Origin of the sequence: Acinetobacter sp. AND/436 (genome assembly GCF_049546925.1) — a bacterium.
GTDB classification, from domain to species: domain Bacteria; phylum Pseudomonadota; class Gammaproteobacteria; order Pseudomonadales; family Moraxellaceae; genus Acinetobacter; species Acinetobacter indicus.
This window is the reverse complement of record NZ_JBMXBO010000001.1, coordinates 202,977-217,610: the sequence shown is the minus strand read 5'-3', so window position 1 is coordinate 217,610 and position 14,634 is coordinate 202,977. Positions and strand designations below refer to the sequence as shown.

Annotated in this window: 12 protein-coding genes; 4 read left to right on the top strand and 8 right to left on the bottom strand. The window is 49.3% G+C overall.

Annotated elements, in window-relative coordinates; translation table 11 throughout:
- Positions 1–6: 6 nt before the first annotated feature.
- Positions 7–822, top strand: coding sequence for an NAD(P)H-binding protein (locus ACPEPR_RS01060; protein WP_016658522.1), 816 nt, complete (start codon positions 7–9; stop codon positions 820–822).
- 81 nt (positions 823–903) lie between these two features.
- Here the strand turns inward: ACPEPR_RS01060 and plsB are convergent, their stop codons facing one another.
- On the bottom strand, positions 904–3,468 hold the full coding sequence (gene plsB / locus ACPEPR_RS01055; RefSeq protein ID WP_206862882.1) for a glycerol-3-phosphate 1-O-acyltransferase PlsB: 2,565 nt from the start codon (positions 3,466–3,468) through the stop codon (positions 904–906).
- A gap of 286 nt (positions 3,469–3,754) precedes the next feature.
- Between plsB and ACPEPR_RS01050 the strand changes: the two genes are divergently transcribed.
- Together ACPEPR_RS01050 and ACPEPR_RS01045 are read left to right on the top strand one after the other, a co-directional pair.
- Positions 3,755–4,627, top strand: a complete 873-nt coding sequence (locus ACPEPR_RS01050; protein ID WP_075167392.1) for an acyl-CoA thioesterase — start codon at positions 3,755–3,757, stop codon at positions 4,625–4,627.
- Between the two features lie 362 nt (positions 4,628–4,989).
- Positions 4,990–6,234: a dicarboxylate/amino acid:cation symporter gene (locus ACPEPR_RS01045; RefSeq protein ID WP_160241786.1), complete on the top strand. Its 1,245-nt coding sequence runs from the start codon at positions 4,990–4,992 to the stop codon at positions 6,232–6,234.
- On the opposite strand, the gene ACPEPR_RS01040 is transcribed toward ACPEPR_RS01045, so the two are convergent.
- The 7 genes from ACPEPR_RS01040 to ACPEPR_RS01010 all read right to left on the bottom strand — a co-directional run bounded on the left by ACPEPR_RS01040 (position 6,225) and on the right by ACPEPR_RS01010 (position 13,499).
- Positions 6,225–6,650: a VOC family protein gene (locus ACPEPR_RS01040; RefSeq protein ID WP_127799321.1), complete on the bottom strand. Its 426-nt coding sequence runs from the start codon at positions 6,648–6,650 to the stop codon at positions 6,225–6,227. The two genes, ACPEPR_RS01045 and ACPEPR_RS01040, sit on opposite strands and share 10 nt — an antisense overlap.
- 113 nt (positions 6,651–6,763) lie before the next feature.
- Positions 6,764–7,711: a metal-dependent hydrolase gene (locus ACPEPR_RS01035; RefSeq protein WP_180006594.1), complete on the bottom strand. Its 948-nt coding sequence runs from the start codon at positions 7,709–7,711 to the stop codon at positions 6,764–6,766.
- Between the two features lie 149 nt (positions 7,712–7,860).
- On the bottom strand, positions 7,861–8,700 hold the full coding sequence (gene yihA, locus ACPEPR_RS01030; protein ID WP_005180304.1) for a ribosome biogenesis GTP-binding protein YihA/YsxC: 840 nt from the start codon (positions 8,698–8,700) through the stop codon (positions 7,861–7,863).
- A gap of 96 nt (positions 8,701–8,796) precedes the next feature.
- Complete coding sequence (locus ACPEPR_RS01025; protein WP_160240938.1) at positions 8,797–9,240, bottom strand: RrF2 family transcriptional regulator; 444 nt, start codon at positions 9,238–9,240, stop codon at positions 8,797–8,799.
- Positions 9,241–9,332: 92 nt separating this feature from the next.
- Positions 9,333–10,544: an NO-inducible flavohemoprotein gene (hmpA, locus tag ACPEPR_RS01020; RefSeq protein WP_005180299.1), complete on the bottom strand. Its 1,212-nt coding sequence runs from the start codon at positions 10,542–10,544 to the stop codon at positions 9,333–9,335.
- A gap of 149 nt (positions 10,545–10,693) precedes the next feature.
- A complete protein-coding gene (locus ACPEPR_RS01015; RefSeq protein ID WP_423561813.1) occupies positions 10,694–12,277 on the bottom strand; it encodes a helicase HerA-like domain-containing protein in 1,584 nt (527 codons plus the stop codon).
- Between the two features lie 19 nt (positions 12,278–12,296).
- Positions 12,297–13,499 (bottom strand): PLP-dependent transferase, encoded by a 1,203-nt coding sequence (locus ACPEPR_RS01010; RefSeq protein WP_423561812.1) that lies wholly within the window; start codon positions 13,497–13,499, stop codon positions 12,297–12,299.
- A 161-nt stretch (positions 13,500–13,660) separates the two neighbouring features.
- Between ACPEPR_RS01010 and ACPEPR_RS01005 the strand changes: the two genes are divergently transcribed.
- Entirely contained in the window at positions 13,661–14,413 is a 753-nt protein-coding gene (locus tag ACPEPR_RS01005) for a type 1 glutamine amidotransferase (protein WP_075167399.1), read from the top strand.
- Positions 14,414–14,634: the final 221 nt, after the last annotated feature.

Below are 14,634 nucleotides of genomic sequence, written 5' to 3'. Positions count from 1 at the left end.
TGGGTTATGCATATTTTATTTATCGGTTATGGTAAAACATCTGCACGTGTGGCTAAACAACTATTTCAAGCCGGCCACCAAATTACCACAATTAGCCGCAGCCGGAAAAGTGATGTGCATGCAACGCATCTGATTCAGGATGTGCAGCAGCTGGATTTAAGCCAGCTGGCGCCCATTGACTGGGTCTATGTGCTGCTCAGTCCGGGGCAGAGTACGCCGGAGGCCTATCAGCAGACCTATCTGGATTCGGTGCAACCAATTGTAACGGCGCTGGCAGCGCATCCGGTGCGGCGCATGGTGGTGGTGTCATCGACCCGGGTGTATGGACAAAATGCCGGGGAATGGATTGAGGATACCACACTGCTTCAGCCGCCAGATACGCAGGCAGACATTCTGCTCAAGATGGAGCAGGCCTATTTAAGCGCTTATCCGGAGCGTTGCACCATTATCCGGCCCAGCGGTATTTATGGCACCTCAATCGCAAGGATGGTCAAGCTGGCGCACACGCTCACTGAATATCCAAACCGGCACTGGTCTAACCGGATTCATATTGATGATCTGGCGCGTTTTCTGGCACAGATGATTCACGTGGAACATCTGCAGGAGAGTTATATTGTCAGTAATGGTCAGCCGCAACTGCTGCATGAAGTGGTGCAATGGTTTCAGCAGCAGCTACATCGGCCGTTATTAACCCTGACCAGCGAGTACGAAACCGGCAAGCGGATTCGACCGAAACGGATGCAGGACAGTGGTTTTAAGTTACAGCATGATGACTGTTTTCAGGATTATCTGGCCCTGTTACAGCAAGCGGATGTGAACTAAGAATTTTTAATTTTATTGAGGATGGCTGATATTTCCCGCACCTTTGCACGAAGGCAAAGATACGGGTTATGGACGGTTTTTTTATTTCTTTTTACGTTTTAAGCGACGTTTGGCTTGCTGTGCGGCTAGTGCATCTAGTGCATCTTTCAGTTCTTCATCGCTAAAGGTGGTGATGTGTTGCAGCATTTGCAGGGTTACATCATCCAGCACCAGATTGGCATACTGCGCCACATTGCTAAAGTTCTCATCAAAGACAATGGCATTGTCGCTGTTGGTGCTGATATAGCCTTGCTGGGTCAGCACTTTAATAAAGCTCTGGAACAGGGCCTTATCGAAGAATTCCGGTGAGTTGAACTCATACAGCACCGATAAACGCTGACCCACCAGATGGCTCAGTTCTTCAACCTGACGGGCGGAAATATTGCCCGAACCACGCTGGGTAATCAGCGCCAGGGTCATGTAGTAGCGTTCCAGACTTTGCATTACCGGCGCAGCCAATACTACCAACTGGTTATGATCTTCACTGTTCGGTGCCGGAGAAAGCAGATTCCCTTCAGCATCTTCACTAATCAGCTTGGCCTGAATTAGCCCATCAGCATAGGCACAGATCTGCTGTTTCAGTTCTGCTTCATTCCATTTCAGGAACAGCTCGGCTTTCAGGAACGGATACAGCGTACGAATTACATTAATCAGATCGCCACGCTTGATTGAACCATTGTGCTCCACCAGTGCCGCCACCAGAGATGGCAGGACAAAGGCATGCAGAATATTGTTACGGAAATAGGTTAGCAACACCGCCTGATTGTCTTCAATGGCAATAATATCGCCCAGAACGTGCTGCACACGTTTAATCAGTTTCAGCTTCAGACCGTAGGCAATAATTTCCTTGCCTGAAAGCGGGGTAATGTGGGTGCGCTCATCGTAAGGCAGGGCAGTGAGCAGGTCACGATAGGTATCCAGCTGCTTGATACAGATCGCTTCATCCAGGGTGTGTTTTGGCGTGGCCAGCAAAATCAGCGATAACAACGATACCGGATTAATCACCACAGCGCGGTTAATATTTTCCAGAATCGCATAGGCTGAGCTGTTTACCGCATCGGAGACTTCCTGCGGAATCGGGTCATCATTTTTTTCGATACTGATCTGCTCGGCGCCATGCTGTTTCAGCATGTCATCTAAAAAGACTGGCTCGCCGAAATTCACATGCACCTTGCCAAAAATACGCTCGATTTTTCTCAAGGTTTTCAGAATGCCGACAATGGATTCGGCTTCTTTCGGTTTACCCTGCATTTCACCGACATAGGTCGAACCTTCCATCAGGCGTTCATAGCCAATATAGGTTGGCACAAAGGCAATTGGTTTGGCGCGGCCACGTAAATGTCCATGTACGGTCATGGCCAGCATGCCGGTTTTTGGTGGCAACAAGCGGCCGGTACGCGAACGGCCGCCTTCAATAAAGTATTCCAGCGGCGTGTTACGCGACAGAATGCTGTACAGATATTCCTTAAATACGGTGGTGTACAGGCCATTGCCACGGAAAGTCCGGCGAATAAAGAAGGCCCCGCCACCGCGTAATAACTGACCGACAAAGGGCATGTTCAGGTTATCGCCAGCCGCAATATACGGCACCATCATGCCGCGTTTATAAATCACATAAGACAGCAATAAATAGTCGATATGACTGCGATGGCACGGGGTATAAATAATTTCGTAGTCTTTGGCCAGTTCACGCACGGTGCTGAAATTATGCACCTCGACGCCATCATAGAGCTGGGTCCATAAACGGGTTAGCGCCGTTTCAGCAAAGCGGATGGCGGCATAGGAATAGTCCGACACGATTTCATTTAAATAGCCAATGGCACGGCGCTCGGCTTCAATCATGCTGATTTTACTGCGGATGCTTTCGCGGCGAATGGCTTCTTGTACATCCGGCGCTTTAATCAGGCTATGCATGACGTTACGGCGGTCCGATAAATCGGGACCTAATACCACTTCGCGCTGGCTGTCTAAATAATTATTTAAGGTATTAATAATACAGGTCGCTGGCGACAGGTTCGGGGCCTGAATCTTGGCGGTCTGCACCATCGCTCTTAAAGACTGTGCCTCATGAAACTCCAGATAGGACTGGCGACCATGCAGGCCAATATTGACCAGCTGCTTGACGGTACCCGGCGTAGCCCAGGTATCGGTCAGGAGCAGTTTGAGCCAGGAATCTTCTTTATCTGGCGCGCGGCCCCAGAGGACCGTGACCGGAATCAGCTCAATATCCAGTTCCGGGTGCTGTTCCAGCAGCTCAATCAGACGCAGCAAACGCGGCGGAAAGGCGTGCGGCGGCGGATTTAGCAGATTGTTTTCATCATAGTGCTGTAAAAACAGAATCGAAGCTTTTTCCTTGTGCTGGCCAATCTGCATCGGGTCTAATGCTGGCGGCAGCTTTAAGCGGCGTGTTTCACCATCAAGGACCAGGGCATTGCTGCGGGAATGGTTCTGCAACACATAGCAGACAATTTTCTGGGTCGGCTGTTCTGAATGGTCTGTCGCTGCTGCTTCGGCAGGAACCTCGCCCAGTACATGCGGGCTTACCACCAGATCAAGCAGTTTGCTTGAAAGCTGACGATAAATTTGACCAAAACCACTCTTGGACATACCAACTCCTAAATCAATGACCAGTACCGCAGATTATCTGAGGGAAAAATAATGAATCTAATTGTAGCGAAAAATAGCCTGACATTTTCTGACAAATTCTATCTTTAGTGCTCAATTTTATCGTTAAAAATCGTATTTTTAGTGCGGCGCATTATACGGGAGCCGTGACAGGGCAGTCAGTTAAACTTTAGTGTTTTAGTCGACAAATATGGCAAAATAGGCAAGATTGAGCTGTTTCTATTTTGCTTGTTTTGATTTTTAAATATCCCGACATAGGTTTCCCCGCATGAATGCACTGACTCAGGAACTGGTTGAACTGCTTAGCCTGGAAAAACTTGAAGAAAATATCTACCGAGGCATCAGCCGCAATCTGGTCGGTAAGCGCGTGTTCGGTGGACAGGTACTGGGCCAGGCACTGCGTGCAGCCTCGTATACCACCGACCGTCCGGCGCATTCCTTACATGCCTACTTCCTGTTTGGCGGCGATGTCAACGCACCGATTATTTATGAAGTGGACCGGATTCGTGAAGGCAAGAGCTTTGTTAGTCGTCAGGTGCGAGCCATCCAGCATGGCCGGACCATCTTTATGTGTATGGTGTCTTTTGCTGCGCCAGAAGAAGGGCTGAATTACCAGATTTCCGAGCCTGAATATCCGGCACCGGAACAGTTAAAAAATGAAGCAGAACTGGTACAGAGCATTGTCGAATTTATTCCAGAAAACGTTCGCGCCAGCTTTACCCGTGACCGTCATGTGGAAATCCGCCCGGTGAATCCAAGCAATCCGTTTCAGCCGCAGCCGGAAGCGCCGTCTTATGCGCATTATATCCGTACACATAGCCCGATTGCAGCGGAGCAGGATGAAATTGCCCTGCATCAGGCCATTGCTGCCTTTTATTCAGACTTTACCCTGATGACCACCGCGCTGCGTCCGCATGGCCTGAGTTATCTGTCGCCAAGTCTGCAATGTGCCAGTATCGACCATGCCATGTATTTCCATAAGCCATTCCGGGTCGATGACTGGATGCTGTATGACATGGAAGCCACCATCAGCAACAGTTCGCGTGGCCTGAACTTTGGCCGTATGTGGCAAAACGGCGAGCTGGTCTGTAGCACCACGCAGGAAGGTTTAATTCGCTTACGCGAAATTGAAACCCAATAAGCTCACCTCAATAAAAAAGCTGAATCAACCGATTCGGCTTTTTTTATCCTGCCGTCAATGGCAATGCGGCAGCTCACTTGGTGCATGTTTATGGCAGCCTTGTGCCTTGCTGTTGCCCGAAGAATGGGCAAAAACCTGCGTAGTGCTACAAATGAGTGCAAGAATAAGGGCGAGTTTTTTCATGAGGTTACTCTTTTAGTCTTAAAAACAAGGTAATGCACTGATAAAGCACATCTTATGCCAGTTTTTCTGGCACCGGGCTTTTTTGCTGAGCTGGATTTGCTTTTGACAAAATAATGCTCGATTCAGCGCAGCTCGCATGGCATAGTGCCAAGCAAGATGACATCACAATATATGCACCCATGAGCTTAAATACACAAATTCTGGTGGCCGCAATTTTAGGGGTTCTATTCGGGTTTTTGTTGAACCTGTTGCCGGGCAGCGCATTTTATGACGGCAGCTTATATGGCCTGAGTATTGCCAGCAGTATTTTTATCGGCCTGCTGAAAATGCTGCTGATTCCCCTGATTTTCAGTTCGATTGTAGTCGGGGTATCCAACCTGCAGGCTTCTGGCCAGCTGAGCCGGGTCTGGAAAATTACCTTGCTGTGCTGTGTGACCACCACCACATTGGCACTCATTTTAGGTCTGGCCTGTGCGCATCTGTTTGAAGTCGGCAAAGGTGTAGATGTGCGTTTATTCCAGGACGCGATGAGCCAGCATCAGACGCCAGATACCTTAACGCCGTCGTCTTTCTTCACCAATTTTATTCAAAACACCCTGATTAATCCGTTTAAGGCCTTTGCCGAGGGCAATGTGCTGGCGGTGGTGGTGTTTGCCTTATTTGTCGGGGTGGCGCTGGTCAAAGGCGGTGAGCAGTTCCGGACTGTGCGCCGGCTTAGTCATCAGTTTTTTGACATCATGATGCTGATGATCGGCTGGGTGATGAAACTGGCACCGCTGGGGATTTTTGCGCTATTGGCCAAGCTGATTGCCACCGAAGATGTGACCGTGCTCAGCCGTCTGGCTGAGTTTGCCGTAGTGGTAACCGGCACCACGATTTTTCATGGTCTGGTGGTACTGCCGCTACTGCTATGGCTATTTGGAAAAATGAATCCGGTGACCTTCTTTAAAGGAACCCGCGCTGCTTTAATTACTGCATTTGCCACCAGTTCCAGTTCGGCCACCATGCCACTTTCGATGAAATGCGCCCAGGAAAATCTGAAGGTGCGTCCGCAAACAGCTGGCTTTGTAATTCCGCTCGGTACACAGCTGAATATGGATGGCACGGCCTTATATGAAGCCGCTGCGGCGCTGTTTATTGCCAATTTAATGGGACTGGATTTGACCTTGGGCCAGCAGTTGGTGGTCTGTGCCACCGCCATGATTGCCTCCTTGGGCGCGCCGGGAATTCCAAGTGCCGGCATGGTCACCATGATTATGGTGCTGCAATCGGTCGGTCTGCCGGCAGAAGCAATTGCCATTTTACTGCCGATTGACCGTTTGCTGGATACCGTACGTACCGTAGTCAATGTCCAGGGTGATATGATGATTAGTGTGGTGGTTGACCGTTATACCCGCGACGATCAGATCGCAACTCAATCCTGAGTATCTTCCCAGCACGGATTCCAGACCACTTCCCAAAGATGGCCATCGGGGTCCTGAAAATAACCGGCATAACCGCCATAAAAGGTGGCTTGTGCCGGTTTGACAATGGTGGCACCGGCACGCTCGGCCTGCTGCATCACCTGATCTACGTCCAGCGGACTATGCACATTATGCCCCAGACTGATTTGGGTCGGGCAAAAACGGCTCAGGGGCAGGCCTGAATCTTGCGCCAAGGCAGCCTGCGGCCACAGTGCCAGTGTCAGGCCTGAATCCAGCGTGATAAACGCCACTGCGCCCTGTTCAAATTCCTGCCCGACGATACCTTCACTCTGCCAGCCCAAACCTTGCTGATAAAAGCGCAAAGCTGCGTCTAAATCCTGCACAGCCAGCGTGATCACACTCAAAGATGCGCGCATTGTTCCTGCCTTTTCATTCAAGTCTGATTTTTATCTTAGCGGAAATCTGGCTCGACACAGTGCTGCCTGTGTCGGGCAATTGTATCTCTGCAATTCTGCACCAGGTGGATGCTTTACGCGACTTTAAGCTGGGCGCGCTGTGCCGCCGGGGAGGCTTGCAGATAGGCCAGCGCATCTTCGGTTTTGGCTTCATGCAGCGGGTCATACCACGGCATTAAATAGCCCAACTGCTGCGATACCAGCCAGAACGGTGAGGGCAATAAGCCGTTATTGGCCTGTGCAGTGCGGTACCATTCCCGCCAGATCCACGGTTTATACAGAGCCGGCCGGATTGATGCATAACGCGGGTCCTGCCGCATAATATGCGCCGCGCCATCAATCCAGAGGCCAATTACCCCGGCAATCACCAGCAGGCTCAGATAATAACGGGCCAGATAACTGCCACCCAAATGCCGGTACAGGTCAAAGGCTACGGTGCGATGCTCGATTTCTTCTGCGCCGTGCCATTTGACCAGATCCAGCATGGCCGGGTCGGCGCCCTGACGCTGCCATTCGCGGTTATACAGCGCATATTTACCCAGCACGCAGGTCATGTGTTCTACCGTAGCAACAATACCTAAACGGAACAGATCCCAGTGCCGTTCGCTCCATTGTGGCAATTGCAGACCTAAAGGCCGATCGGCCAGTAACTGGTTAAACAGTCCGTTCATCAGGCTGATATTGCGCTGAATATCAATCTGGCGTTCGCTTAAATAATCCTTGTTGGCCGAGTTATGCGCCTGGGCGTGCATGGCTTCCTGGCGGATAAAGGCCTGCACATCCTGTTTTAGTTTTTCATCCTGAATCTGCGGCAAAACCTTGTTGTACAGCCGGCAAAACCAGAACTCGCCGGCCGGCAGAATCATGTTAATTTCGTTAATAAAATAACTGGCAAAAGGCTGCTGCGGAATCCAGTCGATGGGAGTGTCCTGCCATTCAAAGCGGACTTTACGCGGTTGAATAAAGTAGCCAATGGATGAGCCACGGGCAGCACGGCGAAAACGTGCGAGGAGTTTTTTCATGCTGTATTGCACCTCTAAAATGTGATGCGGTTCAAATTATGCTCAGCATGAGTATGAAAAAAATATCCCCCATTGAAACTAGCAATAGGGGACATTCCAATATCAATAGATGTAAATTATTGTCAGACAGTTTTGAGTTGTTGCAAAGCTTATGGCTCTTTGGCGGCCGTTTCAGTCAGCTGTTCAACAGCTTCTGTATCCGGCAGCTCTTCTGCTTCCAGTTCATCTGCCGTGGCTTCCGGAATGCTGGCCAGATCAAACTGCTGCGATTGTTCCAGGGTAAAGTTCAGACGACCGGCCATTACACTGGCCAGTTCTTCCAGACCCTGACGATTGAGTGAGGAGAACAGTTGAATCGAGAAATCCAGCTTCATCTTTTTCAGCTGTTGTTTCACTTCCAGCAGAACTTTATTGGCCGGGCCACGATTCAGCTTGTCGGATTTGGTTAGCAGAACATGTACAAACAGATGACGGGAATAAGCCCATTCCAGCATCATCACATCAAAATGCTGCAGTGGATGGCGAATATCCATTAGCAAGACCAGACCCTGTAAGCTCTTGCGATGAATCAGGTAGTTTTCCAGTTCTTTTTGCCAGACAATTTTCATCGATTCGGGTACCGCAGCATAACCATAACCCGGTAAATCGACCAGACGCTGCTCCGGATTGCCCAGACTAAAGAAGTTGATCATCTGGGTACGGCCAGGTTTTTTCGAGGCACGTGCCAGCTGTTTCTGGTTGGTTAGGGCGTTAATCGCACTGGATTTGCCAGCATTGGAACGTCCGGCAAAGGCCACCTCATAGCCGCTATCTTCTACACAGAGATTCAGCTTTGGTGCACTCATCAGGAATTCGGCTTTACGTAGCCAGTTCAGGGCACGAACGGCATATTCGGTAATCGCAGGATCAGCCTTTTTCTCATAGCTAATCTTTTGCTTCGGCGCATTAGCGGCCTTAGTGTTTTTCGATTTTCCTCTGCTATGGTGCATAACTTAACTTCATCACTGCTTTTACAAAGCGGTATTATAGATCAACTCGCGCAGACACGCGAACTTTGCTGTAGCCGTGTGCAAAAGTTATCTGACTCAGAGATTGATCAGCTGAATTGGCGATTGTGTGCTCCACTGTGCCGGTGCAGGAGTATCTAACACGTCGGACAGGGTGTACTGGTCCAGACTCTGATAAAACTGTTCCAGTGCCTGATCTAAAATGCCCTTTAAACCACAGCGACTGCGCAGCACGCACGGCGGGGTATTACATTCCACAATCTGGGTTTCACGTTGCAAAATACGCACGATCTGGCCCAGCTTCAGTGCCCGTGCATCCGGATTTAAACGCAGGCCGCCCCCTTTACCGCGGGTGGTAATCAGCCATTCCTGTTTGCCCATGAAATGCACAATTTTAACCAGATGGTTTTGGGAAACATGCAAATCCTGCGCAATTTCCGCAATCGTATACGGCAGATCTCGCGGTGGGGAGATATACAGCAGAATACGTAATGCATAGTCGGTGAATTTATTTAATTGCATGATCGCACAAATATTTTTTTCAAAGTTGAAATACAAGAAGGCTAGTCTACCATAAGCAGACTAGCCCTCCTATGTTTTACACGTGTGGGGTTTTAGTGACGTACACCACCCGTACCAAACGCTTCACTGTGAATCTGTTCGGCTTTAATACCACGTGCCAGTAAGGCTTTTTGCTGCTCGGCCATGAATGGCATTGGGCCACACAGGTAGTAATCAGCATTTTCCGGTAATAAGGCAGCATCCATGGTGCTCAGGTCCAGACGACCGGCCACATCATAATCCTGACCTAACACATCTTCGGTATTCGGGAATTCATAGGCTGTAAAGGTATGAATACGTGGATACTTCGCCTTGATGTCCTGAATATGCTGTTTCATGGCATGTACCTGTTTGCTGCGGCAGGCATGAATGAAGGTCACCGGTTGTGGCACATCTAAAGTGACCAGCTGGTTCAGCATCGCAATCATTGGGGTTAAGCCAACACCACCACTAATGAACACATTACGTTTGTTGCTGTCGATCAGGTAGAAGTTTCCGGTTGGCGCTGAAATTTCAAGTTCTGCACCTTCTGGCAGCTGATGCAGCGCATTAGATACCCAGCCTGCAATCTTGTCGGCGCCATTACCCGGTTCGCGTTTCACTGAAATACGTAAGTAGTCTTGCTGCGGGCTGGTTGACAGCGTGTATTGACGTGGTTGTTTCAGGTCCAGCTCAGGGACAAAGACACGTACTGAAATGTATTGGCCGGCTTCATATTTTGGTAAGGCACCACCATCGACCGGTTCAAAGTAGAACGAGGTAATTTCGTCGCTTTCTACCACTTTCTTGGCGATTTTGAAATTACGCCAGCCTAACCAGCTGCCTTGAGTTTGCTGATGCTGCTCGTAAATGGCACGTTCGGTATTAATAAACACTTCTGCAAGCTGGCCATACGCGGCGGCCCAGGCATCAATCAGTGGATCATCCATGGAAATATTCAGCACTTCGCTGATGGAGTGCAGCAGGTTTTCACCGACAATATTATAGTCCGGAGCTTGAATATTCAGACTGACATGCTTGTGTGCGACCAGTTCAATTACTGGCGCCAGTACTGATGGATCTTCAATATTTTCTGCATAGGCCAGTACCGCACCTGCCAGTGCCTGCGCCTGCGCACCACTGCGTTGATGACCCAGGTTAAAGGTTTCTTTAAGGTCCGGATTATTCCCCAACATGCGGTTATAGAAATAGCTGGTCAGGGCCACACCATTTTCACGTAGAACAGGAACAGTTGCTTTTACAAGGTCAATTTGCTGTGGAGTCATGGCTGATCTCTCATGGCTGGTTATTTATAAGATGCATTTAAAATACATTTTATAAAACGCCAGTGCAAGCACTGTTTTTAAAAAACCATAAAAAAATTATGGGATATAAAAATATCCCATAATGAAAGCTGTTCCTATCGGTTTTTTGATTATTTTCGGCCAAACAGGGAGCCTAATAATCCGCGGACAATTTTCTGTCCGGTGCTGCCGCCTAAGGTGCGGGCTGCACTCTTGGCAAAGGTGCCGACAATATCCTGAGTCAGCTTTTCACGCTGTCGTGCAGCGCGTTCAGCTTCTTTTTGCTGTTCGCGGGCCAGACGTTCCTGTTCCCGCGCCTGCTGTTTGGCCAAAGCAGCCTGTTCTTTGGCTTGCTGCTTGGCTAAAGCTTCCTGTTCTTTGGCGCGTTGCTGTTCTAGCGCGGCCTGTTCAGCCTGTTGCTGGCGTTCCGCTACTTTCTGTTGCAGCATTTCATAGGCACTGTCCCGGTCCAGACTCTGCTCATATACATCGGCGACAATACTCTGGCTCATCAGTGCCTTGCGCTGTTCAGGGCTAATCGGGCTAAACGAGGAGTAGGGCGGCATCACCCAGCCGCGCTCTACAATCTGCGGCGTGCCTTGTTCATCCAGACAGCTAATTAGGGCTTCACCGACGGCCAGTTCGGTAATGGCCTGTTCTACCTGAAACTCCGGATTGGCACGGAAGGTCTCGGCAGCGGTTTTGACCGCTTTCTGATCTTTCGGGGTAAAGGCGCGTAAGGCATGTTGCACCCGGTTGCCGAGCTGTCCCAGTACACTTTCAGGCAAATCCAGCGGATTCTGGGTGACAAAATAAATTCCGACACCTTTGGAGCGAATCAGGCGGACTACCTGCTCAATTTTCTCCTGCAGGGCCGGGCTGGCATTGTCAAACAGTAAATGCGCTTCATCAAAGAAGAACACCAGCTTGGGTTTGTCCATATCACCAACTTCCGGCAACTGTTCAAACAGCTCTGATAGCATCCACAATAAAAAGGTCGCATACAGTTTCGGGGTGTGCATCAACTTGTCTGCAGCCAGCAGGTTGATGTTGCCGTGTCCCTGGGCATCGGTCTGCATGAAATCCAGAATATTCAGGCTGGGCTCGCCAAAAAACAGATCACCGCCCTGATCGGCCAGTGCCAGTAAATTGCGCTGAATCGCGCCCAGACTGGCTGGAGATAAATTGCCATAGTCGGCCTTTAACTCTGCCGCATGTTCGCTGACATAGCTGAGCATGGCTTTCAGGTCTTTAAAGTCAATCAGCAGGAGGCCCTGATCATCGGCAATCCGAAACACTGCCGACAGTACACCTTCCTGGGTGTCATTTAAATTCAGCATCCGGGCTAGCAGTAGCGGTCCGATTTCGGAGATGGTGGTGCGAATTGGATGGCCCTGTTCACCAAATAAATCCCAGAACACCACCGGCGAGGCAGCAAAGGGAATACTGTCAATACCCAGGCTTTTAATCCGTTCATCAAATTTGGGATTGCTGGAACCAGCCTGCGCCAGACTGGAAACATCGCCTTTGGCATCGGCCAGAAAGACTGGGACACCAATGCGGGAAAAACTTTCTGCCAAGACTTTTAAGGTCACGGTTTTACCGGTACCGGTTGCACCGGCAATCAGGCCATGCCGGTTGGCAAACTGGGAATGTAAGACTATCGCTTGTGTGGTATCATGGGTTTTTTTGGCAATGGTAATTGGTGTACCCATACTGTACTGATCCTCGTTGTTATTCGTTTTTATGCTGCTTTAAATGTTGTAGTGCTTGCGCTATATCTTGAATTAAATCATCCGGATGTTCCAGTCCTATACAGAAACGCACCAGCAAACCTTGTTTTAGGTGTTGATGCTCAAGCACACGCATCTCTTTAAGGTTATACAGCATTACCAGGCTGACCGGCCCGCCCCAGCTAAAGCCCAGCTTGAACAGGGTTAATGCATCACAGAATGCCCGAATATCGTTTAAATTGTATTGCGCATCAAAAATCACACTAACCAGTCCGGCGCTGTGACCGTCTTTGCAGATGTCCTTCCAATATGCATGACCGGCACTGTCCGGATCAGCCGGATGCAGGACCTGAACCAGCTCTTTTTGCTGTTTTAGCCAGTTCAGCAAGGTCAGTGCTGATTGTGACTGTTGCTGGTAACGCAGCTGCATGGAGGCCAGACTGCGCTGGATTTGCGCCGTATCATCTCCGCTGACACAAATCCCCTGAATGGCATGCATCCGGAATAATTGATGATGGAGCTTCTGGTCACGCGTCACCACCGAGCCCATTAAAATATCGCCACCCCCGCTTGGATATTTGGTTAGCGCATGCACGGTCAGATCTACGCTTAAGTGGTCCTCGCCAAAATCAAAGGCATTAAAGGCCAGTCCTGCGCCCCAGGTATTGTCCAGCGCAGTCAAAATATTATGGGCTTGGGCTTTTTTTACCAGACCAATTAAGTCCGGAAACTCCAGTGTCACCGAACCAGCCGCTTCGAGCCATAACAGTTTGGCTTTATCGCTTGGGTTAAAGCTTTCTACCTCCACCGGGTTATAGACCTTGACGGCAATGCCATAACGCTGCTGCAGATTACGCAGATGCTCCATATTCGGGCCATAAATATTATCCGGAACCCAGACCTCATCACCCTGGCTTAACAAGCAGGAATTGACCAGATTAATCGCAGAGAGGCCGCTCGGCGCCAGCAGGTGATACAGACCGCCTTCGATCTGCGCGATGTGATCACCTAACGTAAAGGTCGTCGGCGTGCCGTGCGTGCCATAACTATAGTCATAGACATCGGTCCAGTGGCGATTAAACAGTGCATCGGTGTTGTTAAAAATAATCGTCGATGCACGATAGAGGGGAGGTTGAACCGTAGAAATCAGTTGAGGGGCTTTTCGTGGTGCATGAATCAGTTCGGTTTGCGGATTTTTTTTCACGACTTCGCTCAAATCAGGACAATTAATTGAATTTAGCTTAAGAGAAAAGGATCAGTTGTGCCATATCTGGCTGTATTTATTTGACTTTGAACACTCGGCGCTAAAGTTGGCTTCATTTTTGCAAAACCTAAAAGCATAGCTACAACAACAGGTTTCAGCGCATGGCGTCGCATTTAAAAGTACATTATTTTCAGCATATTGCTGGTGAAGGATTTGGAAGTTGTTATACGCATTTAAAACGGTTAAATGCAGAGATCAGTGCCACAGAATTTTTTGCCTTGCCGGTTGATTCAGCACTGGATATTGAAGCGCTACCGCAGATTGAGGAGGTTGATTTGTTAATTGTCATGGGCGGCACCATGAGCGTTAATGATGAAGCCAATTTCCCCTGGTTAAAAATGGAAAAACGCTGGCTCAGGCGTTATTTGGCCATGGGAAAACCGGCCATTGGTCTGTGTCTGGGTGGGCAACTGATCGCCAATGCGCTGGGCGCGGCCGTCAGTCGCAATCCTGTACAGGAGCTGGGCTGGCACGAGGTACGCAAGGTCAGGCATGTGCCAGCAGACTATTTTCAGTTGCCGGAGCAGTTTAATGTCATGCAGTGGCACAGTGAAAGCTTCGAGATTCCCAAAGGGGCTGTGCATCTGGCCGAAAATGATGCCTGTCGCAATCAGATGTATCAGATTGGCAAAAATGTACTGGGCTTTCAGTTTCACCCGGAAACCACGCCAGAAAGCCTGCAGTTATTCCTGGAAGATGAAGAAGAGCTGGCCCTGTTTCAGGGACCTTATGTGCAATCGGTAGAGCAGCTGCAGCGCGCCAATAAAAATAAATTTATTCAAGGAAATCAGATATTAAATCAGGCGATAGATTATGTGTTACAGCAAACTGCAGCGCAGCGGCGGGCTGTATAATTATTAAACAATTGATTTGTCGAAATATTTGAAAAATGATGTAAAAAGCCACAAAAGGATTTGCTTATGCATTAAACAATCGTTATAATGGGCGACCCTTTGATATTAAGGGGGTTAACCGCAAAGAAAGTGGTTAACTATCGTTACAGTCGTGGCATCGATCACGACCTTAGTGATATTTCACTGCTCTTGACACTTGCCTTTATTAGTGGGGTGAGATG

Bases quoted from the DNA above. Each gene is read 5' to 3' on its own strand.
- ACPEPR_RS01060 (WP_016658522.1), top strand. From the start codon at position 7: ATGCATATTTTATTTATCGGTTATGGTAAAACATCTGCACGTGTGGCT.
- plsB (WP_206862882.1), bottom strand. From the start codon at position 3,468: ATGTCCAAGAGTGGTTTTGGTCAAATTTATCGTCAGCTTTCAAGCAAA.
- ACPEPR_RS01050 (WP_075167392.1), top strand. From the start codon at position 3,755: ATGAATGCACTGACTCAGGAACTGGTTGAACTGCTTAGCCTGGAAAAA.
- ACPEPR_RS01045 (WP_160241786.1), top strand. From the start codon at position 4,990: ATGAGCTTAAATACACAAATTCTGGTGGCCGCAATTTTAGGGGTTCTA.
- ACPEPR_RS01040 (WP_127799321.1), bottom strand. From the start codon at position 6,650: ATGCGCGCATCTTTGAGTGTGATCACGCTGGCTGTGCAGGATTTAGAC.
- ACPEPR_RS01035 (WP_180006594.1), bottom strand. From the start codon at position 7,711: ATGAAAAAACTCCTCGCACGTTTTCGCCGTGCTGCCCGTGGCTCATCC.
- yihA (WP_005180304.1), bottom strand. From the start codon at position 8,700: ATGCACCATAGCAGAGGAAAATCGAAAAACACTAAGGCCGCTAATGCG.
- ACPEPR_RS01025 (WP_160240938.1), bottom strand. From the start codon at position 9,240: ATGCAATTAAATAAATTCACCGACTATGCATTACGTATTCTGCTGTAT.
- hmpA (WP_005180299.1), bottom strand. From the start codon at position 10,544: ATGACTCCACAGCAAATTGACCTTGTAAAAGCAACTGTTCCTGTTCTA.
- ACPEPR_RS01015 (WP_423561813.1), bottom strand. From the start codon at position 12,277: ATGGGTACACCAATTACCATTGCCAAAAAAACCCATGATACCACACAA.
- ACPEPR_RS01005 (WP_075167399.1), top strand. From the start codon at position 13,661: ATGGCGTCGCATTTAAAAGTACATTATTTTCAGCATATTGCTGGTGAA.